General features: G+C 35.1%; 19 protein-coding genes. 10 read left to right on the top strand and 9 right to left on the bottom strand.

Features of this window, described 5'->3' with window-relative positions; translation table 11 throughout:
* Positions 1-33: 33 nt before the first annotated feature.
* The gene (locus IPZ78_RS12085) at positions 34-630 is read right to left on the bottom strand and encodes a ribonuclease HII (protein ID WP_225554059.1); all 597 of its coding nucleotides are present in this window, start codon (positions 628-630) and stop codon (positions 34-36) included.
* A 140-nt stretch (positions 631-770) separates the two neighbouring features.
* On the opposite strand from IPZ78_RS12085, the gene IPZ78_RS12080 reads away from it, so the two are divergent.
* The 4 genes from IPZ78_RS12080 to fabD all read left to right on the top strand — a co-directional run bounded on the left by IPZ78_RS12080 (position 771) and on the right by fabD (position 6,658).
* Positions 771-1,520 (top strand): hypothetical protein, encoded by a 750-nt coding sequence (locus IPZ78_RS12080; RefSeq protein ID WP_225554056.1) that lies wholly within the window; start codon positions 771-773, stop codon positions 1,518-1,520.
* Between the two features lie 16 nt (positions 1,521-1,536).
* A complete protein-coding gene (locus tag IPZ78_RS12075) occupies positions 1,537-4,362 on the top strand; it encodes an outer membrane beta-barrel protein (RefSeq protein WP_225554054.1) in 2,826 nt (941 codons plus the stop codon).
* Between the two features lie 93 nt (positions 4,363-4,455).
* Positions 4,456-5,691: a M16 family metallopeptidase gene (locus tag IPZ78_RS12070; protein ID WP_225554052.1), complete on the top strand. Its 1,236-nt coding sequence runs from the start codon at positions 4,456-4,458 to the stop codon at positions 5,689-5,691.
* Positions 5,692-5,767: 76 nt separating this feature from the next.
* Complete coding sequence (gene fabD, locus IPZ78_RS12065) at positions 5,768-6,658, top strand: ACP S-malonyltransferase (protein ID WP_225554050.1); 891 nt, start codon at positions 5,768-5,770, stop codon at positions 6,656-6,658.
* Positions 6,659-6,799: 141 nt separating this feature from the next.
* Here the strand turns inward: fabD and IPZ78_RS12060 are convergent, their stop codons facing one another.
* From IPZ78_RS12060 to IPZ78_RS12025, 8 genes are all read right to left on the bottom strand, one after another.
* Complete coding sequence (locus IPZ78_RS12060; RefSeq protein ID WP_225554048.1) at positions 6,800-8,242, bottom strand: thioredoxin family protein; 1,443 nt, start codon at positions 8,240-8,242, stop codon at positions 6,800-6,802.
* Positions 8,243-8,252: 10 nt separating this feature from the next.
* Positions 8,253-9,209: a fibrobacter succinogenes major paralogous domain-containing protein gene (locus tag IPZ78_RS12055; protein ID WP_225554046.1), complete on the bottom strand. Its 957-nt coding sequence runs from the start codon at positions 9,207-9,209 to the stop codon at positions 8,253-8,255.
* 7 nt (positions 9,210-9,216) lie between these two features.
* Positions 9,217-10,206, bottom strand: a complete 990-nt coding sequence (locus IPZ78_RS12050) for a hypothetical protein (RefSeq protein ID WP_225554044.1) — start codon at positions 10,204-10,206, stop codon at positions 9,217-9,219.
* A gap of 2 nt (positions 10,207-10,208) precedes the next feature.
* Positions 10,209-11,741, bottom strand: a complete 1,533-nt coding sequence (locus tag IPZ78_RS12045; protein WP_225554042.1) for a RagB/SusD family nutrient uptake outer membrane protein — start codon at positions 11,739-11,741, stop codon at positions 10,209-10,211.
* 11 nt (positions 11,742-11,752) lie between these two features.
* Positions 11,753-15,349, bottom strand: coding sequence for a SusC/RagA family TonB-linked outer membrane protein (locus IPZ78_RS12040; RefSeq protein WP_225554040.1), 3,597 nt, complete (start codon positions 15,347-15,349; stop codon positions 11,753-11,755).
* Between the two features lie 197 nt (positions 15,350-15,546).
* Positions 15,547-16,689 (bottom strand): FecR family protein, encoded by a 1,143-nt coding sequence (locus tag IPZ78_RS12035; protein WP_225554037.1) that lies wholly within the window; start codon positions 16,687-16,689, stop codon positions 15,547-15,549.
* A gap of 80 nt (positions 16,690-16,769) precedes the next feature.
* Positions 16,770-17,360 carry an RNA polymerase sigma-70 factor gene (locus tag IPZ78_RS12030; RefSeq protein WP_225554033.1) on the bottom strand — a complete coding sequence of 197 codons (591 nt, stop codon included), beginning with the start codon at positions 17,358-17,360 and terminating at the stop codon, positions 16,770-16,772.
* Positions 17,361-17,632: 272 nt separating this feature from the next.
* Complete coding sequence (locus IPZ78_RS12025) at positions 17,633-18,361, bottom strand: RDD family protein (RefSeq protein ID WP_225554032.1); 729 nt, start codon at positions 18,359-18,361, stop codon at positions 17,633-17,635.
* A 31-nt stretch (positions 18,362-18,392) separates the two neighbouring features.
* Between IPZ78_RS12025 and IPZ78_RS12020 the strand changes: the two genes are divergently transcribed.
* Genes IPZ78_RS12020 through IPZ78_RS11995 form a run of 6 tightly spaced genes read left to right on the top strand, consistent with a single transcriptional unit; the run spans position 18,393 to position 24,587 of the window.
* A complete protein-coding gene (locus tag IPZ78_RS12020) occupies positions 18,393-19,358 on the top strand; it encodes a stage II sporulation protein M (protein WP_225554030.1) in 966 nt (321 codons plus the stop codon).
* Positions 19,346-20,263: an ABC transporter permease gene (locus IPZ78_RS12015; protein WP_225554028.1), complete on the top strand. Its 918-nt coding sequence runs from the start codon at positions 19,346-19,348 to the stop codon at positions 20,261-20,263. The genes IPZ78_RS12020 and IPZ78_RS12015 overlap by 13 nt, the downstream gene beginning before the upstream one ends.
* The gene (locus tag IPZ78_RS12010) at positions 20,232-21,059 is read left to right on the top strand and encodes a hypothetical protein (protein WP_225554026.1); all 828 of its coding nucleotides are present in this window, start codon (positions 20,232-20,234) and stop codon (positions 21,057-21,059) included. The genes IPZ78_RS12015 and IPZ78_RS12010 overlap by 32 nt, the downstream gene beginning before the upstream one ends.
* Positions 21,056-22,261, top strand: a complete 1,206-nt coding sequence (locus tag IPZ78_RS12005; protein WP_225554024.1) for a DUF4350 domain-containing protein — start codon at positions 21,056-21,058, stop codon at positions 22,259-22,261. The genes IPZ78_RS12010 and IPZ78_RS12005 overlap by 4 nt, the downstream gene beginning before the upstream one ends.
* A complete protein-coding gene (locus IPZ78_RS12000) occupies positions 22,261-23,259 on the top strand; it encodes an AAA family ATPase (protein ID WP_394371243.1) in 999 nt (332 codons plus the stop codon). The genes IPZ78_RS12005 and IPZ78_RS12000 overlap by 1 nt, the downstream gene beginning before the upstream one ends.
* Entirely contained in the window at positions 23,259-24,587 is a 1,329-nt protein-coding gene (locus IPZ78_RS11995; RefSeq protein WP_225554019.1) for a DUF58 domain-containing protein, read from the top strand. The genes IPZ78_RS12000 and IPZ78_RS11995 overlap by 1 nt, the downstream gene beginning before the upstream one ends.
* Positions 24,588-24,753 lie beyond the last annotated feature (166 nt).

The raw sequence follows: 24,753 nt of genomic DNA, 5'->3' as shown, positions 1-24,753 counted from the left end.
AAAAGGCTTTTCATTTGAAAAGCCTTTTCTGTTTTAAAACAGTTTTAATTGTGGCTTACTCACCGTGAAAGTTTTACGGTGATGTATAGTTGATCCTATTTCCAAAACAGCATTTCTATGTTTTACAGTTGGGTATCCTTTGTTTGTTGCCCAGTCATAAGCTGGAAATTCCTTCCCAAGTTCAATCATATAGTCGTCTCTATACGTTTTTGCTAATATCGATGCGGCAGCTATTGAGAGGTATTTTCCGTCACCTTTTATTATACATTGATGAGGGGTGTCTTTATACGGGATAAATCTATTCCCATCGATTAATAATAATTCGGGCTTGACAGATAAAATATCTAGCGCCAAGTGCATTGCTTTATATGAAGCATTATGAATATTTATCCTATCGATTTCTTGTGGACTGACCGTCATCACTGCATATGCTAATGCATCACGCTCGATAATAGGTCTTAGTGCCATTCTTTTTTTTTCTGACAGCTTCTTGGAGTCATTTAAGATAGGGTTGTAATAGTCTTTTGGGAATATGACTGCTGCTGCAAATACAGGGCCTGCAAGGCAACCTCTACCAGCTTCGTCGCAACCCGCTTCAATCAAATCCTCTTGATAATGTGATAATAACATAGTAGTTCTATATGTAACTTCTCTGTGATAAGTTAGAAAATTGTAGACTATACAATAAGTAATTGTTTTTTTTGTAACACAGTTAAACCTTGTCAGTATCTTGCCGTCTAACTAGATTGTAAAAATAAGCAGAAAAACTAATGTATAAACTTTCTTTTATTTTATTATGCTTTATTCTACCTAACCTATCATTTGCACAGAAAAACAAAAAAGTTAACTATACTTTTTCAAATCTAAGTACAATTGAAGTAGATGGCTATCTAACAGAATGGGGTGATGCATTGCATACCGCCTATGGTGACTTATTTCGTTTTGGGGTAAATGAACATAATGGGGAGTTAGTTGTTGCTATAGAAGTTGAGGATGAGCAATTATTGCACGAGGTGTTTCGTAGTGGCTTTTTTATTAATATAAGTTACGATGATAAAAAGAAAGATGGTGCTCGATTCTATTTTCCGTATTGGGACAGGGAGAGAAAAAGAGCGCTAATCAATAATGAGGAGTTAGTACCTGAAAATATTGCAGATGAGTTCTTAAATAATGTCAATGGATATTATGTAATGGGGTTTGGAAAGGTGAGAGATGGATTGTTAACATTGGATAATGATTATAATATCCGTGCCGAAGTCAAATACATCGATAAAAAGATGTTGCGATATGAAGCCCGAATACCTCTGGATTTGGTAGGCGTCAAAAGCAACAAAATAGCTGTTCAAGTTGGTGTTTCAACACAATTTATGCTTATGAAGAAAGCTCAACAAAATTCGAATGTAAGGAACAATACCTCATATTATCAGTTTATGAGAGGAAGGCCTATGGTACAAAATACGTTAAAGAATCCATTTAAAGGAGATACGGATGTTTGGATTATAGATGAATTTAAAAAATAGTTACACACATAATATTATGAGGTTTTATAGAGCGATTTTAGCTGTATTTTTTTTAAGTCTGGGTTTTAATTTACATGCCCAGTCTAACAAAGTAGTTCAGGGATTGTTGCGTGATTCATTATCACGTATAGTGTCTGGCGCTACGGTTCAATTAGTGTCTGTTAATGACACGTTGAATACTAGTTCTTCTGTGGGAGGGATTTACACATTTAATAATGTTAAATCTGATATCTTCAAGATCAGGATTACTACTCTAGGTTTTCAACCTTACGAGAAGGAATATACATACCCCAAGGGTGAATCTCGAATGCTTGTTCCTACGATAGAATTAACGCCAGTTGCGAACATGATCGAGGAGGTGGTAGTAAATGGTGTAGTAACTGTTCAGGTTAAAGGTGATACGGTCGAGTACGCCATGGATAATTTGAAATTACGTCAAGGAGCAGTGGCAGAAGACGCATTAAAAAAATTGCAAGGTGTAGATGTAGATAAGGATGGTAATGTAACTTCACAGGGCGAGCAAGTGACTCGTGTACGTATCAACGGTAAAGATTTTTTTGGTGGTGATGTGAAAACAGCTACCCAAAATTTACCTGCTGACATTATCCAAAAAATACAAGTTGTGGATGATTTTGGTGATATGGCAAATCTTACTGGTAACAAGTCTGGTGAGTCTACTAAAGTTTTGAATATTCAAATTGATCCTAAATATAATAATGGTTACGCGACAACTTTACGCATCGGTGGTGGTACAGAAGAGCGTTACCAAACGACAGGAATGTTTATGGGCTTCAAAGAGAAGTCTCAGGTGTCTGTTTTGGGAAATTTAAATAATATGAATGCACCATTATTTGATTTCAATGCGATGGGAGGAGGAGCACGTGGCCGTCAAGGTGGTGGCGGAGGTCGTGGTGGAGGTATGTTTGGCGGCACAGAAGGGATTACGAATACTGGTTCAATTGGTGTGAATATTCGTCATGATTTTTCAGAAACATTGAAAGCTTATGGTTCGTATTCTTATGGACGTGATGATAATAATACCTTGTCGAACTCTTTTACTGAATATATAGGTCAAAATATAACGGAGGGAGATACAACAGATAACAATAGTATCCAAGGTAGCCATCGTTTTGAAGGTAATTTGGAGTGGAATATCACAGATAAAGATTATATCAAGATCACACCTCAGATTGGCTTTAACGATAATAAAACAGAAAATTCGGCTAATTCTATTTTATACAACAATAATATATTGGATTATAATCAGATTCGTACTTCTGATAATAAGTCTACAAGTCCACGCTATAATTTTTCTGGTTTATATAATAGAAGACTAAATGACAAAGGGCGTAATTTATTTTTCAACTTTAATTATGATAACGCTTCCACAACTAATGAATTTAATCAAGTATTAGATCGTTTGACATATGATCCAGCAAATCAAAATACGGCAATTGGGGAAATTTACGAACAAACTATTCGTGAGGCATTGAACAAAAGCTGGAACGCAGGAGCTTCTGTATCTTATTTAGAACCATTATCAGAGAAAAGTAAATTGGAGTTATCTTACGATTATAATACCAATGATTACGATAATGATGATGAGCAAAGTGCATTCAATCAAGATGGTAGTGCATTGCCAGGTCAAAAATTAAACTTTGATTACAATTATGACTATGGATTCACTACGCACAGATTTGGCGCAAGCTATATGTTCGAAAATGAAAAAGTAAAATATTCATTAGGAGCTGCTGTACAACCTTCTCAACTTAAAGGTTTAGCACGTTCGGTGAGTGAATCAGTAAATATAGATCGCTCTAACTTTAATATCATTCCAATTGCACGTTTCGAATATAAATTCTCTCGTCAATCCAATATTACAGTTAATTATTCTGGACGTTCTGCTGAGCCAGGAATCTCGCAAATATTGCCTTTTGAAGTGAGTACAAATAGAACGACTACAACTTTAGGTAACCCGAGTCTTGACCCAGAATTTAGACATTCGATGAATGTAAGATTCAGAACGGGCGATTTTCAAAAGGGCAAATCTTTCTTTGCGATGTTACGTTCGGAATTGACCCAAGATAAAATTGTCTCATTAAACAAACGCTATAGAGCTGGATCCGATGGTTTATTACAAGATATAGGTTACATTAATGAATCTGATCCAGTGTATAATATTAATTCTTTCTATCACTGGTCAAGGGCCTTTAAAGAGAAAACCTACAATATTATGTATGGTGGTGGTGTAAATTACTCACGTACTATTTCTTATTTGACAGATGATCAGGGTGCTAGCTTACAAAATAATGCACAAGCTGTAGGTTTCGATAAAGGCGTTAATAATAATACAACATTGACGCAAATGTTATTCTTTAGATATAATCCTTCTGAGAACTTAGAAATAAACCCTGGTGTACGATATAATTACACATGGACAAGCTCTACTTTACCAGATTTCGCAGCGGCAAATACACAAAAAATTACACCAAATATTATTGGTTCGGTAAATATTACACCGACTACAATTTTTGGGGCAGATGTTTCTAAGGAATTCAATACTGGATACCGTACAAATGCGAATCCATTTATTATTAACTCTTACATTGAGCAACGTTTCTTGAAAGATCAGCGCGCAACTATTCGTTTCCAAGGATTTGACTTGTTGAATCAACAGACAAATATCAATCGTACAGTTGGTGAAATCTTGAGAGATAGCCAAACAAATCGTTTAGCAAGATACTTTATGTTGACATTCACTTTCAAATTGCAAAAATTCTCAGGTATTAACCCAATGCAGAATCAAGAACAATTCCCAGGACATAGACGTCCTAGAATGTAATTTGAAAATACTATATAAGTAAAACGGCTGTAAGTTCTTACAGCCGTTTTGTTTTTATTACGTAGATTTGCCAGTCGTTTAAATTAATACTGAATGAAGGAATACAATCTTATCCAGCTGGATAATGGTATCAGAATATTATTACATTACCAAGATTCTCCGATTACACATACCTGTATGATAGTCAATGCCGGAGCGCGTGATGAGAGGGAAGGTAAGTTTGGTGTTGCACACTTCATTGAGCATTTATTATTTAAACGTACCGAGCGTCGTTCTACGAATCAAATATTAAACCGCCTAGAGCAAGTGGGGGGCGATCTCAATGCGTACACTACCAAAGAATATACTTGCCTACACGCTTCATTTTTGAATCCTCATCTTGAAAGAGCACTGGATCTTTTCGAAGATGTATTATTTCATTCTACGTTTCCTGCGAATGAGATTGAAAAAGAAAAAGGTGTTATCCTTGATGAGATGGCTTCGTACTTAGACAGTCCTGAAGAGTCTATTATGGATGACTTTGAGGATTTGTTATTTAAAGGAACGGGGCTTGGGCATAATATCTTGGGGTTAGAACAAGATTTGAAAGCTTTGCAAAAAGAAGATGTCATTGATTTCATGCAAAGCAATTATGATACAAACGAAATTGTAATAGCCATCGGAGGAAACTATTCGTTGGCTCAGGTTCAGAGATTTTCCAATAAAATTTTCGGGAAGATTAAATCTAATACGAGAGAAGGTCAAGAAGTAAAGATAGTTGAAAACTTAGGTCAAATCATTACAGTACAAAAACCGATCAATCAAGCTCACTATATGTTGGGCGTACAGACTTTTGGTATTTTTGATGATCGTAAAACCGCTATGTTGCTGTTAAATAATATGTTGGGTGGTTTCGGAATGAGTTCTATCTTGAATTTAGGGATCCGTGAGAAATATGGAATCGCCTATACGATAGAATCTAATTTCACTATGTATACTGACACGGGGCATTTCAATATTTATTTGGGTACGGATGAAGAAAAATTGAAAAAGGCTGTTGCCTTAGTTTTCAAGGAATTGAATAAATTGAAACAAGCTCCAATATCTGAATATCAATTAAAGCAGGCTAAGCAAAAGTTCAAAGGACAAATTGCCTTAGCGGAAGAGGGGCGTATGAGTATGATTATTGCGGAAGCAAAAAATCTCATCGATTACGGAAAAGTAGTGCCATTGCAAGACGTTTTTGATAAGATTGATGTTGTCTCAACGGAGGACTTATTAGAATTATCAAATCAGTATTTTGATGAATCGAAGTTGACATCTTTAAGCTTTGTGCCAGAAGAAGAATAGCTTTTCCACATATTTGTTATATTTGCCGAATATTTTCCATTAGATAATAACCTTTAACATAGAAAAATAAGTCGTGATGAAAACAGCTTACATTTTCCCAGGTCAAGGCGCTCAATTCGTAGGAATGGGTCAGGACCTTTACAATCTTAATGATGAAACAAAAGCTTTATTCGAAAAAGCTAACGATATTTTAGGATTCCGCATTACAGACATCATGTTCAATGGTACGGATGAGGATTTGAAACAAACTAATGTTACCCAACCTGCTATTTTCTTGCATTCGGTAATCTTAGCTAAAGCTTTAGGTAATAAATTTCAACCTGCGATGGTGGCAGGCCATTCTTTGGGTGAGTTTTCTGCATTAGTTTCTGCAGGCGCATTATCTTTTGAAGATGGCTTAAAATTAGTTTCACAGCGTGCGAATGCAATGCAAAAGGCTTGTGAACTACAACCTTCTACGATGGCTGCAATCTTAGGTTTGGATGATGAGACAGTTGAAAAAATCTGTGCGCAGGTGGAAGAGGTGGTTGTGGCAGCGAACTACAATTGTCCAGGTCAATTGGTAATTTCTGGATCGATCGAAGGGGTAGATAAAGCTTGTGCTTTATTGACTGAAGCAGGAGCAAAACGTGCATTGAAATTAAACGTAGGTGGAGCTTTCCACTCACCGCTAATGGAGCCTGCAAAAGTAGAATTGCAAGCAGCTATAGAAGATACAGATATCCAATCACCAGTTTGTCCTATTTATCAAAATGTGGATGCAAAAGCATATACTGATCCTCAAGAAATCAAAGCAAACTTAATTGCGCAATTAACTGGAGCAGTGCGTTGGACACAAACGGTACAAAATATGTTGGCTGATGGTGCCGAAGCATTTGTAGAAGTTGGTCCGGGTAATGTATTACATGGATTAGTAAAGAAAGTAGATAGACAAGTACAAACATCTTCTGCTTCAGTTGCAGAATAGTAAGCTATAACAGCATTAAAAATGATCTTTTGAATTTGGTCTTAGTGCCACAGTAACGAACGAGATAAAATAAGCTATAAAAGCAAAAGGGAGTATGTAGCAACGCTACATTCTCCCTTTTTTTAAAGATACAAGTTCAATTTAATTCTTCACTTGATTTAGTAATCTTGTACCATCCATGGCGCCCATCATTTTCTTCACTACATTACCTTTTGGATCTAAAAGGAAAAGAGTAGGAAAAGCAGTTACCTCATATTTTTTCATTAATTCAATACCCTCACCCTTTTCCATATCAATTTTAATCGAGACAAAGTTTTTATTGAAATAATCGCCAACAGCTTTTTCTTTGAACGTGTTTGCATCTAGCCATTTACATGGACCACACCAAGTCGTATAACAGTCTAAGAAAACTAATTTATTTTCTGCAGCAGCTTTATCTAATGCAGCTTGAAATGATAATTCTGAGAAAACAATGCCTGTTTTTACGGAAAGATTTTTTATCGCAGTTAGATAATGATTTTTTGTAGTTCCATTAAATGAATCTGCACGTTTTTGCCAGTACTCAATCAAAATTTTCTCGTCTTTGTTAGATAAGTCTTTAAACTCAGACAGAGATAAATCAGTCACGCGGAGTACGTTTGGATCCCACGAAGAACCGTGCGCATTTAAAATATTTACCATTCCTTCCATATTTCCTTGAGAGCGGAACTTAGCGAAATTATAAAAAACGTACGCTTTATCTTCTTTATTTATATCAAGTTTTTGCATCAATAAATACATCTCTAGCATTTTTTGCTCATTATATTCTTGACTACTTAATGACAGCTTAAAAAAAGATTTAGTAAACATATCAGAAATCAGCTTATAAACTACTTCTTGGCCATTTTCTTTAATAAATTTATCTTTATTGTTCGTTAAATAAGTAAAATAGAGATCATCAAAACTTCTTGTTTGAGCAGTGAAAATATCCCAATTTTCTTTTTTAGACCATGATTTAGGTTTTAACTTTTCAAATACTTGATCTAAAATTAAACGAGCCTCTTTGTTTTCTTCTGCGTAGCGCAATGTCGTATAGTATAATTTCAAAAATGCTACATCCCTTTTCCCTTTTGCGTATTGTGCTTTTAAGCCAATAAGAGATGTTTTAGGACTCAAAGCTTGCGCAACTCTTTCTTTGAATACAGGGATTTCGCTACCACCAACTATCCTATGGATTACTTCGCCATTGGCATCAAGTATCAAATAATGTGGCTGAGTCTGAATCTTATATTTTTCTGCTAATGTAATACCAGGGCCTTTAGTAACATCTGTAATGAATGTGACAAAATTATTATCTAACCATGTTGCAAATTCTTGATCAGAGAAAACTTTCTTATTCATGCCATGACAAGGTAATGCCCAATCTGCAAAACAGTTAAAAAACACCAATTTATTTGTTGCTTTTGCTTTAGCTAATGCTTCTTCAAAGGAATGTACGTATTTTACCTTCACATCAACTTTCACTTCATCACCATACATACTCTGTGAATGAACGGATACAATACTATTAACTATAAGTAATAGTCCTAATATGATTTTTCTCATTTTTGAGGGTTTAATTATTTTTAATTAATCTGATATGATAAGCAGCTTCTTTTTTTGAAGTTCCTCTCCATACACCATTCTTATTTCTCATAAAATTGCGCACGATTCCTAATTCAGTGGAATCGGTATCTTGCACAATTGTAGATGTCCAATAATAACCAGAAACGTCCTTATTCATAAAAGGTGTGCCATAAGCAAATGAGCCATATACTCGAGCACCCGCTAACTGCGCATCAAACCCAGAGGATTGATTGGTATTTATTAAGAAACGATCGGCTTTATCTCCTCGCCAAGTATTTAATTCCTCTAATTCTGTAGCGCTCATTCCTAAATTACTTTCCAAAATTTTCCAATCCTCATCAGTAGGTAGTCGCCATCCTTCTGGAGCTATGTGAGTTGTAGCTTCATGCTTATACATATAACCATAGCGTTTACTATAGTCATTATGCGTATTATCAGCATTTTTCAAATTTAGAGCAGCTTGTGCGATTGATGCAGGTACTAATAAATTATTGTTTATTCGTATTAATACATTTTGCACATTAGGGTAGGCTACCATTCTACCAATCATTACACTTGGCGTAAACATATTTATCAAATTTGTTAAGATAAATACAGGTTGTTGTGCTAAAGGTAATCCAGGAGGATTAACAATTTCGCCTTTGGCGATAGATGCTTTGACAGAATCCGCCCATACCGTTCTGTTTACAGTCAATTGAGTCAAAACGATGTTTGCTTCACCGTAGGTGTAGCAGCCTTCATAACTCCCTTTCGGAAGTCTATACCTGAGGTTTTCAGACATCCAAGTTTGGTCACCTATTTTTATAGTTTTATATGTATTCCCGTCACGGTCATCCGTAAATTCACCGTATGTAATATCTGGATTACTGATAGACAACTCAGAATCCTTTTTATTGCATGACTGTAATATAAAAATGGATATCGCTAGAACTATTAATTTTTTCATTGTCGATCTATAGTTTTATTAGTAATTTGTTCTCTATAATGTTTCTAACAATGCCGTACTTTTTCATCACTAATGGATATTTACCCCATATCTGCTCAAATTCTTCTGGTGAATATTTCAAGGTTTCTATCACATAGTCTTGTAAATCATAGGTAGCATTACTAGGTGTTTCTAAACCTTTAGTGGTATGGTTACCTTTGATAAAACCAAAACTACCAGCGACAGTGCGTGCATTGTTGCGCATAATTTCGAGCTCTTCAGCTGTATACCATCTCGCTCCAGACCAGTCGTCATACAGCATTTCCATGTCTCTCCATCCAATTACGAATTGTAATCCTTTTGGATCGTAAATTTTCTCCCATCCAAGACCGCCATACCAGACAGATTTTGAAACAGAAGAAAACAAAGCAACATCTTCAACATAATTGGTAATCTTACTTAATACCATTTGGCGCTTCATAAGTCCTGGTTGGTCGGCTAACTGTTTTGCTGTCCAATTTCCTGTCATTAAGATCGTACGAAATCCAATGTTGAATGTTGAGTTTCTATATGTTGTAGACAAAACACCTTGATTATACATACGCGTGGAATTAGTCACAAAAAATGAAAACGGGCGTAGAGATGGGCTAGCATCCTTTAAGTAAGTCTCTATAATATCTAAGGCCTTCATCTTTTGCTTATCGTCAGTCATATAATCAAATTCGTACGTGTTTTTATTATAAGAGTGAAAAGACCACGATAAATCTATCTTTTCATAGTTGTAGATTGGATTTCCTTGTACATCATCCATCACATGAACACGTCCAATTGTATCATTGAAATAAACTGGTACACCAAATTCTTTATATATGTTATAAGTTCGATGCTGAACAGAATCATTTGGGTTATCTATAATCGCATAGATGTTCTCAAATTGTAAAACTGGTGTGATTTCCTCATCCTTTTGACAGCTAGCAAGCACAAATGCGCTAGCAATAATTATTAATAATCTTTTCATAATTAATGATTAAAAGGGATTTCTAAAATAGATTTTCTACCTTCTCTTGGATTGTTCGGCATAGATCTATCGAATTCTAAAACCGATTTCGGAATGGCAAAAGTATAAGCTAAATCATCTTGATTTAATTTGTAAACTACTGTTTTAACGGCTCTATTTCTATCATTCCAATCATAAGCATTAAATACATGGATGATATCCTTCTTATAGGCAAATTGTTCTATTGTAGCATAGCGGCGTAAATCAAACCATCGGTGACCTTCGAAACAAAGCTCTTTGCGACGTTCGTTGCGAATCTCTTCTAATAAAACGGCCTTATCAGATGCAATCACTGGAACAGATGCCATACGGTAAGATCTAAATGTATTTAACATTGTATTAGCTTCATTTAATTGATCAGACATAACCAATGCTTCTATTATATTCAGATAAACTTCTGAAGTACGTAGTAAAAACAAATCTGATACACCTGAGATATGAATTTCTTTTCTGAATTTACGAGCTATAGCAACACTGTCCGTAATTGTAGATTTTTCGAAAAATAGATCTTTTCTGTAATCATCTTCTGCATAGCTGCTGTACAGCTCATCCGTTACACAGAAGTCACCAGCACGTGCCGTAAATGCATTTTGAAGATTCAATGCACTTTGTGTAAAGATAATTTCTGGGTTTTCTTCATTAATTACTACATCTGAAGTGCCGATAGAGGCATAATTTAAAAGCGTATTGTTTGATTCCAATACTTTCTCTCCCCAGTTAGCCGAATCTTCCCAATTCTGCATATATAAATTTACTCTACTCAACAGAAGCATAGAGGCCTCTTTCGAAGCTCTGTAAGTTGGTTTAGCTTGGGTGGTTTGTTCGAATGACGAAACTGATTGTTCTAGGTCTTGTATTATTTGCTGATACACTAAATTTAGTGGCGCTCTTTCAAATTGACTTTCTTTTGTATTATCATGTTCTACAAAAGGAGTTAATTTAAGAGGCACACCTAATTTGGATGCTGCAGTACTTGGGGCATATGCGTCAGCATACAAATTGACCAAAGTCAAATAAAATTGAGCTCTTAAGAATAGAGCTTCACCTTTAATTCTCGCCGCAGATTCACGATCATTTTGATGGTCTTGAGGCATATTGTCTATTTCAGAAAGCACAATATTTAAAGAATTTATGCGCTGATATAATTCATCCCAAGTTCCATTATCTGGAGTAACATCTAAACCGTTAAATGTACGACCGGTTTCAAACTGCCATGCGAAATAACCGAAATAAGAGCGTTCCATTTCTGTTACCCCTTTAATCGCTGTGGCTTCTAGTACCGTATTACTGTCATCATCAAGAATCTGTAAAAACCAACCTAATCCGCCACCATTTAAGTTTGCAACCTCTTTGCGTGGCAAATATCCGTTTCCTAAAAGGATTTCGTCAAAATCTTGAACAGATTTTGGAATGACTAAATCTTGTGAATAATCATCTAAGAATTTCCCACAACTGGAAAATAGAAATAAGGCAACTATGTATAATTTCCAATTCATAATCCTAATTTTTAAAATGATACATTAAACTGCAATGTGTAAGTTGGTCTTACTGATAAATTTGGGGTTGCAAATCCTGATTGTGTAGGATCTTGACCTCTTAATTCTTTTGCAGATAAAGTGAATAGATTAATCGTATTAAAGCTTACCTGTGCATTAGAAAAAGGTGTTTTCTTTAATAGCTTTTCATTAAACGTATAGCGCATCGACACACTCGACAATTTAACATAACTTCCTGACACGACACGTAAATCCGAACGATCATACATTGACCATATATTCGATGCAAATTTTGGCATCGGTGTAGAACCCAAAGGATTATTTGAGTAATGGCTGATATAATTCATGTATTCGGGATTCGAAGGACTCATGATTGCTGGAATATTTGTAAAAGCTTCATCGCCAGGTGCCATCCAGCGATCAACGAATTCTTTTCTTACATTCTTTTCCGCTGAAACTCCTCCAATAATTGGGTCATACATTGCAAATAATCGTACTTTTCCTCCTAGGCTATAGGTCATATTCATCATTAATGATAAACGTTTATAGTTGATTGTGTTTGCAAATGAGCCAGAGAAAATAGGGTCTCTTTGTCCAGAATTTACCATAGTCATCATCACTGCTTCTTCTAATGATTTATTCTCCAGCAAGTGACGTTTATCTATGTAATCATCAAATATTGGTGTGCCGTTAGCAGGATTTATACCCATAAATTTGTAAGAGTAAAACGTACTTATAGGTTGATCCTGTACTAAAGCAGTACCATTTAAATAATCATCAATAGCGTACACATCGACTTCATTCGTTTTTACTTTATTATAATTTCCGCTAAAGAACGTATTGAATCTCCACAACCAATTTGTTGTTTTGACAGGAGTCACACCAAGTGAAACAGAATAGCCCGTATTTTCTAAATCACCACCATTCATTACATAGCTATGGCCTGGAACTCCATTTACAGAAGACACATTTACCGTTGTAAATGAATCTTTCGTCTTTTTGCTGTAGAATGATCCACTCAGATTTAATCTATTACGGAAGAATGATGCTTCCATTGATAAGTTGAATTGAGTGGTGCTTTCCCACAGTAAGTTTGGATTTGGATAACGCGATATCGTGGAAATGTTTTCATTATATTGCGTATTCACAGTACCCTGTTTGATGATAAGATTTGGAGATTGGTCCTCAAGCATATTCCCTTGAATACCTACTGATGAACGTAAACGCCAATCGTCTAAGAACTCGACTTCATCTAACCAAGCTTGTTTCATATTTAGCATTCCGGAGAATGACCACACTGGTAGCATCTTTTCATTCGCACGTGACCCAAATTTGTTAGACGCGTCAACGCGGGCATTCGCATTTAGTGTAAAATGATTTTTGTAGCTATATCCTACTGTACTATACCCCGAAACTTGTTTTGTAATATCGTGACGAATATTGCGACGATTTTTATTTAGCCAGGTAGCATAGTAAGGATAGGCATCGAGATCAATTTGATCAATAAATTGTAGTCCACGACTTTTTACAAATCCTCTATTTTCGTCGGCTATACTTTTGTTTGTATTTCCATTGAGCTCAAATCCACCCATTGCAGTGAACATATGTTGATTATCTTCTCCAAATGAAGTGTTGTAGTCAATTTGTGAACGTAATGTGTATCCTTCTTGACGAGTATTAGTCGTATTTAATAATCCACCATAAGGCATTTCACTATAACCTAATTCACCTGTTCTTGGAACTTCACCATATTCTGCATTCTTAAGCCGCGCTACATAGTGAGATTCTTCACCCCACCATTGTTCTTGCAAAGCAGTACTCGAGTTATAATTAGCTGAAACCGATGCATCCAAGCCTCTCATGAAAGTATAGCGCATATTGATATTTGCACCTAATGAGCCTCCTTCGTACGTATTCGAAGAATTATTGATCTCATTTAATATGTTATACCTAAACATTCTATTTCCTTGATTCATACCATTGTATGCTACCTTTGAATAATAATTCAAACTCCCATCATCATTGAATGCAGGAAGTGTCCTTGTAGTATTATAGGCATAATCAATTGCTTGAATCTCTTGGTTTAGATTATTCCTTTTTTGTGTATTACCATATACAGAAATGTTGGTCTTGAATTTTTCTTTGAGTGTAAAATCCAAGTTGATACGAGCGGTATAACGATCTGTTTTTGTACCTATAGAAACTCCTTGTTCAGGATTGTAGCCTACAGAAGCATAATATCTTTGATTCGTACTTCCTCCCGATACGGACAGCGTATTATCTAACGAAATACCATCACGCGTTAAAAGGTCGAACCAATCTGTGTTTACAGATTCATACCATTTTACCTCGTTTAAAAAAGATTCATAATCATTCAAACCATTAAAATACCTGTTGATTGCGCCCTCATAACCAACTAGTGGCATATTATTAGGAAATTGGTAATGTAGATCGACTAAATCCTGTCCAAACAACATTCTTTCCTGTGAGTTCATCAAATTGATATTTCTATTCGAATAGCGCGGACGCTCTGTTAACTTCGTAGAATGGTTGAAGCTAAATCTTGCAGGTCCAATAGCACCCTTCTTAGTCGTTACTACTACAACACCATTGGCAGCACGTGTGCCGTATAATGCAGTGGCTGAAGCATCTTTTAAAACATCAATTCGTTCAATATCTTGTGGATTTATACCCGCAATAGCATTACCCACGATATTGATGTAATCCGGATCATTCAATTCATCATTGCTCACTCTTACGGGGTCATTCATGATAAACCCATCTAATACCCAAAGAGGTTCGCGATTTCCTAATAAAGTAGATGTTCCACGTACACGAATACGACCTGTCGATCCTACCTCACCCGAATTATTTGTAAAAACTAAATCAGGGATACGTCCTTCTAAGGCTTGATCGATACTTGTCATACCTGGAACAAGAACGTCCTCAGCCATTACGGTGCTTATTTCTGATGTAGAATAGCGCTTATCAATACGCTGATAACCGGTAACTTGAACTTCATTGATTTCATCCACTAAATCTTCTAAACGAATAGTAATGAATTTTAAATCGTCAGTTTGTATGATAATTGCTCGTTTTTTCTTACCGAGGTATGTCGCTTCTAGCGTTATAGTTTTTTTGAATGTTGGAACTTGAATGGTGAAGTTTCCAGATTTATCTGTAGAGACTTTAACATCGGAATCATAGACTGTAATCGTTGCTCCAGCAATAGGCTTATCGCTTTGGTCAACAACCTTTCCTTTTAGTGGAGCAAAATCTTGTACGATCTTTTCAGTTGCCGAAAGCGTTTTTATAGCTCGTTCTTTAATTACGACAGATCCATTGTTGAATGAGTAAATTAAAGGTTGATTCTCAAAACATATATCAAGCACATCTTTTAATGGCTTATTTTTTACATTTAATGAGACCGTATGCGCTTTATCTAAATGACGACTAGAATACACTAAATCAATATTAGTTTGTGTTTGTATCTCAAGTAGAATTTGCTTTAAGCTAGCATTGGTTTTAGATAATGTTACTTTCTGCGCCATTGTATTAGCGCTAACATGCATCATTGCTGTAAATAGAAATAGCAAGATGAATTTCATAATTAAAATAAATTTAAAAAAAGTGGACTCAGGTAAGTGTAACACTCTTTTAATCAATAATTCATACATTTGATTAGTTTGGGTTTTATTGATAAATACGTTTAAAGTTTAGCTTCAATTATACTGGACCCAAGCAACTCCAGAAGTGTTCCCGCACTTCTGGTTTTGAATTACCAGTATGTATGTATAGGTAATGGTTATTTCATTACTTTTACCCTCCTTTCAGACTTAATATTGGTGATTTGTGATACTTCAAATTTGATTTCGCCTGTTTCTTCAACAAGTTTTAATATGTCTTCCAATGATTTATCTTTAGAAATAACTCCTCCAAAGTTGGCCCCTTTGAAATCAGCTAGGTATTCTACCTCAATAGGATAGTACCGCGCTATTGAGCGCATGATACTGTAGATGTCTTGATCTTCAAAAACAATTTTTCCACTTTTCCAAGCAAGCTCATTTTCTAGCTTTACTTTTCCTTTTTGTAATTGATTATTTTGCAATATTACTTGATCTCCACTCGCCGAAATCACCATTTGGTTATTCCTATTTTGAGAAAATACGCGCACTTTTCCATGTGCTAATGTGGTTTTGAAAAGCGATTCATTAGGGTAGGCATGAATATTAAACGCAGTCCCTAATACCTCTACGTATTGGTCTTTTGATTTTATAATGAATGGTTTGCGGCTTGTTTTAGTTGAGTCTATATATTCTTTATTTACATCAAAAAATGCTTCCCCAACGAGTTCCATTTGACGAGCCTCCAATCCTAAGAAACTAGTTGGGAATCGGAGTGTAGATTGTGCATTTAAAACAACAGTACTCCCGTCGGACAATATTATTTCAAAAACTTCCCCAATTGGAGTTTGAAGAGTATGATAGGCAACTTTATGTGTAGAAGGCTTGTTTTGAACATCAAAGTTGTATTGTATCCGACCAGATGCGGTTTTCACAATTGAAAAACCTAACTTTTCATCGAATGTCTCTTTTTCGACATCTTTTAAATTAATTTTTTTACCATCTTCTAGAGTTAACACTACAGCGTCAGCAGGGAATACTTCACCTGAAGTGTTATTGTTATATTGAAAAACTAATAATGCACTTAACGAAATTAGAACAACGATTGCCGCAGTAAGGGCTAATTTTTTCCAATATTGTTTTCCACTAATTCCATCTTCATTGGATGAAACGGCTGGAATTAAGGCGTCTTTTAAGTCTTCTTCTGTTAGAGATGTATTATCAGAAATATTCAATTCATGAAACCATGAATGTAAAAGGTCTATTTCTTCGGGCGTACATTGGCCGTCTCTATATTTTTTTAACAGTAATTTAGAATCAATCATTATTGGATTTCTATATATCTTACACGGTATATAGTACTATAGCGGGATAGATGGGGGGAACTGGGTACAACGAATAGAATTTATTTTTCTAAAAATAGAAATAGTAAGAAAAAATAAGGTCCTAATCTGTTTTTAAGGATTTTTAAAGCTCTTTTTATCTGTGTGTCAACGGTGTGGGTGGATAATGATAATAAGGCTGCAATTTCTTTATTCGTAAGTTTGTCTCTTCTACTTAATTGAAATATTTCTTGCATACGAGGAGGTAAAGCTTCTATTTCATTTTTTATTAATTTTTTAATTTCATTTTCACGTAAGAGATAATCAGTCCCTGTATATGTGGGTATGAAATTTTGTAGAGAGGTTATATATTTTTCCTCTACCTTTCGATGAGCGAAAAGATCAAAGGCTTTATTTCTAGCGGCTGCAAATAGGTAGGCGGCTAAATTTGTGTTTTCTGGAATAGTCAACCTATTTTTCCAGAGATAAATCAATACTTCATGCGTAATATCTTGAGACTCTTGCTTATTTAATAATTTTTTGTGTACATAAATGTATAATAGTGGTAGATATCTGTTATAAATCGTTGTATAAGCCTTTTCGTCATCCCTACGTATTAACAGCCATAAGTCTGAATCTTCTAATTCAGAATAATCCACTGCAATTGAGTTCATCTTGTAATGCTATGTTTTTTAATAATAAGCGCACACAAAATTAAGAAAATATCTACTAGGATTTTGGGTGAGCCAACCAAAAAAATAAATCTATTGGTATAAAGCTGTCAAGTAAATAAAATAGTGAGCTTAAGGTGCTGATACTTTTTTAGGAAAAGGTGTAGTAAGGATTGGTGAAAAAGAAGACAGACAAGTGTAAATGTTTTGTGTTCAAACCGCAGACTAATAACCTATAATAGATGTACATGGTGACTTCAGTGTCATCTTTCTTATTAATTGTCTTTGAAGGAATAGTAGTGATCCTGAATGACTTGTGCAACAAAGTCTTCTGGGCGTTCTGATGCTTTCTTCCCAATCATAACTTCTACTTTTGAGGCTAAGGCTTTAATAATTTCATAATTCTTCCGACGATAGCCCGTGTTGTAGATGTCTTTTATTTCATTTATATCCTTGTCTGATATTTTATAGACTTCAGGATAAACTATTGCGTGCTCCACAGCTAAATCCTCAAATACTGTCTCTTTCAAATTTAAATTTTCTTTAAGACTAATTACGGTTGTATCTGCCGCAATATCACCTAAACGTTGACCTTTTTGTGAAAGTATAATGCTTGTTAATCCAATTCCCCCCATGCTTAAAAATATATCTACAGCATTTGATACCCATCTAATGAAATATTGGTAAAATGTAGCACGTGTGCCGTCAATCTTAACGACTTTTAGTTTCAGTATTTTTTTTCCAAATGTTTGTCCATTCATAAATGTTTCACACAAAAGTGGGTAGAAAAAAATAGGCAAGTACATCAACGAATATATGCCCCAGGTTGCCCACGAATCTAAACCCGTTAATATGTCGGTAATTTGAAAAAATAGTGCTACAAGAAAGGCGTACAACAGCATAATACCATAGTCAATACCAAATGCTAATATACGAGAGCCCACAGAGGCTAATTTGTACTCAAAATTTACGTTTTGAGGTGTGTTTATTAACAGGTTATTCATATATTTGAATTAAAGTCAATTATGCTTAAATATGCGTGAAGCCTCATTTGTTGAACGAAATAAAGAAAAATGGTTGTCAATTGAAAATAATTTAATCAATATTATTAATGTTGACCCTGATATTTTAGCTTCTAACTATATTGAATTGACCAATGATTTAGCCTACGCCCAGACATTTTATCCGCAAAGTAAGACCAAGGATTATCTAAATGAATTGTCGATTCGTGCTCATCAATTAATATATAAAGATCAAAAATCTTCGAGTAATAAACTTAAGCATTTTTTTACATATGAAATTTTTGAGTCAATTTGGCGAATAAGAAAACAACTGCTTTATTCGTTATTGATTTTTTTATTGGCTAATGTAATAGGTTTTATATCCGCCCATTATGAAGAGAGTTTTCTCAAGTTTATTATGGGCTCCCATTATGTGGATATGACATTAGAGAATATTAGAGAAGGCAATCCAGCAGGCGTTTACCAACAAGGATCAAACTGGGGTGGTGCATTGGCGATTACCATTAACAATGTTCGTGTAGCTTTCTTTGCTTTTATATTCGGAATATTTTTTAGTCTTGGAACAGGTTATATTCTAATGACTAATGGGATTATGGTGGGTATTTTCCATTATTTGTTTTACAAATATGATGTGTTGGGTGAGGCGATGACTGCGATTTGGATTCATGGCACGATAGAATTGTCTGTGATTGTAATAGCAGGAGGGTGTGGTTTGGCGATGGGCAATAGTATTTTGTTTCCAAAATCATACACAAGGCTTGAGTCGTTCAAAAGACAAGTGAAAAATGCGTCAAAAGTATTAATAAGTACGATTCCTTTTTTTATAGTGGCTGGTACTTTAGAAGGATATGTAACACGATACTATCAAGTTTCAATATGGTTGTGTGCAATCATCATCTTGCTATCCGCCATAGCAATTGTGTATGTCTATATTCTAAAACCTAAACAAATGGCAGAAATTTACGGATGGGACAAATAGATTTCGAATTTAAGCGCGAGCGTAAGTTGGGCGAGTTTGTCCAAGATTTTATCAACTTATTAAAGGTTATTTATAAACATTTAGTAATTGTTTTGTTTCGCTTATTGGTAATTCCTATTTGCTTAGTTGTTTTAATAGGTTATTATTTATCTACTCAAATGAGTATGAATGCTAACCATACTAATATTGATTACTTTAATGTGGGGGTCAGTGTCGTAAGTTTGGTTCTACTGATCATGCTTGTCTCACTTTTTGCTTTTGGCTTTGCTATAGAGTACTTTATTTTACTACGTAACAGGAAGAATATTTCTTTCACTTCAAAGGATATATGGCTTCAATTCCGAAATCATATCTACTATTATTTGCGGTTTTTCATAGCTATGCTTGTGGTAGGTGTTTTAATCTCTATTCCTGCGGCGTTATCTATTTTATTATCAGCTTTTATACCTATTGTAGGTTCATTTGCTTCAGGAATTATATTTGCTATCATTGGGTTGTGGTTTTTTTCAGCTTTCATGTTGTATCGGGAAAACTATGTAGAATTGATTGATTGCTTTGGCTCGTCTTTTAGGATGCTGAAGAAAAAAATATTTGAATATGGCTTAGCGTCTTATGTTGTCTCGTTTATATTTCAAGCGCTACTTAGTATTATTACTATTATGCCCTTGATAATTGCATTTGTAATAGCATATAACTTTATTGGTTTTGATAATGATTTTTTCGAATCGGGATTAGGCAGAGCAATGGCAACGTTTGGGGGATTGGTCGTGGTATTATTATTCATTGTATACTATATGTTATCGGTTATTAGCTATGGTATAATTTACGAAACGGCGAAAGAATTACAATATGGTGAGGATGTTTTTGAACGAATTGAAAAATTGGGAGGGTCCTCGAATGCGTAAATATTTGTTGATTCTTTTTCTTTTTTGTGTTCAGCATAATTGTTTAAAGGCGCATCAGGACACGTTATCAGAGATGACGGATTCTGCATCTATTCCGGAAGAAGTTGTACATCCTAAGTACGAGTACTGGAAAAAAGATTATTACAAGGATATTAGAAGTATTGATACGCTTGATCAGCCAAAAAATCAAGAATATCACGAAATGATAGGTAAGTATCAAACAAAGGAATTCGAATATGTAGAAAGTATCTCAGATAAAATTTCGGTATGGGGTTCTATTTATGATTGGATTAATAAGTTTTTTAAAGATTTATTTCCAGATATAGATGCTAATCCGGGGGATTGGTTTTATAATTTATTAGGGATTGGAGGGGCTGTGTTTGTCGTATTTTTATTGTACAAATTTTTCTTCTCTGGAAGACAATTTCTTATTAATCCGAAAGAAGAATCCGTTGATGAAGAATCAACGTTAGCATTTGTAGAGAAAAATCTTTTGGATATAGATATTCATGAATATATTAAGAGTGCAATAGACTCGACCAATTATTCATTAGCTATTCGTTATCAGCAATTGCTGAATATTCAATTGCTAGCTAAGAAAAACATTATTGCATGGGATCAAACAAAAACGAACATGGAATTGATGGATCAAATCAAGCAAGAAGGTGTTAGACAGGATTTCAAAAGGTGTTCATCCTTATTTGATTACGTATGGTTTGGTGACTTTGAAATAGATGCAACAAAATTTGAGGAGATTACAAAAGAGTTTAATGAATTTCAAAGGAGGTGGTCATGAGTAAGGGGACTTGGTTTGGAGTTGCATTGATAGTGATAGTCTTTATGGGGATCGTATTGATTGATGCTGGTGCAAAGCGACCTATTGATTGGCGTGAAAGCTACCTTTTCAAAGAAAAAATACCGTTCGGCACCTACGTATTTCGCGAAGAACTCCCGAATATATTGTCTAAGGACAGAAAATATACCGATACTGGGGACTCCTATTATGAATTATTTTATACAGAGGATTCTCTAGCTCAAGTAAATTCTGCTCTTATAGATATTTATGAATACCATGATTTTTACGAGGAACAGACAGATGCATTATTGCATTATGTAGAGCGAGGCGGAGAGGTGTTTCTCTCAGGCAAGTCATTTCCTGATAATTTTTTGGATACGCTTGGACTTTATTTCGAATTATTAGACTATGCGAAGTTTCGTCCACTTCCAAATTCGGTGTATTACACACTTGGTAGGGATACATCAAGATTGTACCTTGATAAAGTCGCAAGTTTTCCTGTTTTTTCAAAGTTAAACCCGGAAACCACTACGATATTGGGGCATTTGAACAGTAGGGGTAGAGCTCTGCCAAATTTTGTAAAGGTTAGTTATGGTAAAGGCGCATTGTATTTACATATGGTACCCGCGGTATTTGGTAATTATTACATGTTGCAGGAGAATAGTTATAAGTATGCCTCCAAGGTTATTAATGTGATTAATAGCAAAGATGTCTGGCTTTATGATTATGGATACAATTGGGAGCAGCCTCGTACACCTTTGCGCGTAATATTAAATAAGCAAGGTTTTGCGCAAGCGTGGTATTTGTTGTTAATAGGATTAGTCTTATTGATGTTGTTTAAATCAAAGAGAGAACAAAGAGCAGTTCCTGTTATAAAACCAGAACCCAACAAGTCAAAAGAGTTTGCTCAAACCATAGGAAATCTTTATTACGAAAATGGTTCGCCGGGAAATATTATTCAAAAGAAAATTGAATATTTCTTATTTGACATTCGGAATAATTATCAGGTTGATACGTTGAAGCTGGATGATGATCGATTAATAAAGCAATTGTCTTCCAAATCAGGTGTTAATATGGAGGAAATAAAACAACTATTGGGTATGGTTGAATTGTATAGAAATAAAAGAGAGGCATCAATACATGATGTCAAAATAATAAATCAAAAGATTGAAGAGTTCAAACAAAAAGCCAATTTGATATGATGGAACAAGAAAATTTGGAAAAATATAAACCAGACTTTGAAAACCGTGTGGATCTTAATGCATTGCAAGAGAAATTGGAGGCGGTGCGTGCTGAAGTGAAAAAAGTCATTATAGGTCAAGATAGGGTTATTAATATGCTGTTATTGTCAATTCTTGCTGGGGGACATTCCTTAATTGAGGGGTTACCTGGTGTAGCAAAGACGCTAACCGCAAAACTAATTGCTAAAGCTATACGAAGTAATTTCAAACGTATACAATTTACACCGGATTTAATGCCTTCAGATGTTACAGGCTCCACTATTTTGGATATTAAATCCAATGAGTTTGAATTTCGTAAAGGCCCTATTTTTGGTAATATCATTCTCATAGATGAGATTAATCGTGCACCCGCAAAGACACAGTCTTCTTTATTTGAGTGTATGAGTGAGCATCAAGTTACCGTCGATGGACAAACCTATCCGATGGCACATCCATTTATAGTATTTGCAACTCAAAATCCGATAGAGCACGAAGGGACATATCGTTTGCCTGAAGCGCAATTGGATCGCTTTTTATTTAAGATCGATGTAAGCTACCCTGAACTGGAGCAGGAGCTTAATATTTTGAAGGAACATCATCTGCAAAAGGCTAAAAATAAGGAAGATTTAGTACATGAGGTTGTCTCGGTAGATGAGATAGTGCATTTTCAGCATTTAACGAAGTTGGTTTACGTGCATGAGGACATTCTTAGTTACATTGCACAAATTATAATCCAAACGCGTACAAATCCATATTTGTCGTTGGGAGCATCTCCTCGTGCTTCTATTGCAATTCTGGAGGCATCAAAAGCTTCAGCCGCAATACAAGGGCGAGATTTCGTAACTCCAGAAGATATCAAGTACGTCGCTGATGCTATTTTGTCGCATCGTATTCAATTAACACCTGAAAAGGAGATGGAAGGTTTTACAGCAACTTATATTGTTCACCAAATAGTAGAAAGTGTTGAAATTCCAAGATAATGAAATACATACGTAGATTATATATTGCAAATAGGTTTTTCTATATACTGTTATTATTAGCAGCCTGCTTTGCGCTGTCTTTTTATATAGAACCACTACGCATCATATCTACGATTCTACTTTGGGTATGGGTAGCTGTTTGTATTTGGGATTTGACAATTTTGCATTTGCCAAAACATCAAATTATTATTCAACGCAAATACCCAGACAAGCTATCTAATGGAGATGAAAATCCATTTAGTATTGGGTTGACAAGTACTTTTCCATTCAGAGTAAATGCACGTGTTCTGGAAGAAATTCCTGTTGAATTGCAGCAGCGTAATAATGAATTCAATCTTGAGCTTATCCCGAGAAAGCAGCATCTGGTCGAGTATAAATTGCAGCCAAAAAAGCGAGGTGTATATGTATTCGGTAAATGTAATGTGTTGGTAAGTCATTTGGGGCTCTTCGAGCGAAAATTTGTTTTGGATGATAATCTCGAAATACCTTGTTATCCATCATTTATTCAAATGCGTAAGTACCAACTTTTGGCAACGACGGATCGCTTGGTGGAAATGGGAGTGAAGCGTATTCGAAAAATTGGTAGTACAATGGAGTTTGATCATATTCGCGAATATGTCAAGGGTGATGAATACAAAAAAATGAATTGGAAGGCTTCGGCTAAACACAAGAGGCTGATGGTCAATCAGTATCAGGAAGAAAAGTCACAGCCTATTTATTCTTTTATTGATATTGGCAGAGTGATGCGTATGCCTTTCAACGAGATGACCCTATTGGATTATGCAATTAATTCTACGTTGGTCTTATCAAATGCTGCAGTTTTGAAGCAAGATCGTGCAGGTATGTTGACATTCGGAAAGAAAATTGACAACCATATTATTCCAGAGAAGAATAATAAGCAGATGAAGTTAATTTCAGATAAGCTATATGGTATTAATACAAATTTTGAAGAGTCCGAATTCGGGAATTTGTATGCATTTATGCGTAGACATATCAATAAAAGGTCGTTGATCTTCCTGTATAGTAATTTTGAGACTTTAGATTCCTTAAATCGCCAGCTGTCTTACTTGCGCATGATGGCAAAGAGTCATATAATTGTCGTTGTTGTTTTTAAAAATACGGAACTTATTCAGATGGCAAGAGAGGAAGCAAATTCTTCTATTGAGATTTACAACAAGATTATAGCAGAAAAATTTGTTTACGAGAAAGGCTTGATTATTCAGGAGTTAAATCGAAATGGTTTGCAGACGATTTATACTGCTCCAGAAGATTTGAGTATTAAATCTATTAACAAATACTTGGAAATAAAGGCGCGAGGCCTAATATAAAAAAATAAAAGAGGCTGTCCAAAAAGGGCAGCTTCTTTGTTTTATTTCGATTTTTAAGAAAACTTCTAATTGTTAAGCTGCATACTTGGATACAGAGGATATTTTGGATATTTTGTAATTATTGACAGTTTTGGATTCTGTTTTATTGCTAATAGAAGAGTTTATA

This window comes from Sphingobacterium bovistauri (assembly GCF_020295405.1).
GTDB lineage: Bacteria > Bacteroidota > Bacteroidia > Sphingobacteriales > Sphingobacteriaceae > Sphingobacterium > Sphingobacterium bovistauri.
The sequence above is the reverse complement of the archived record's forward strand: the minus strand, read 5'-3'. Positions and strand labels throughout refer to the sequence as shown.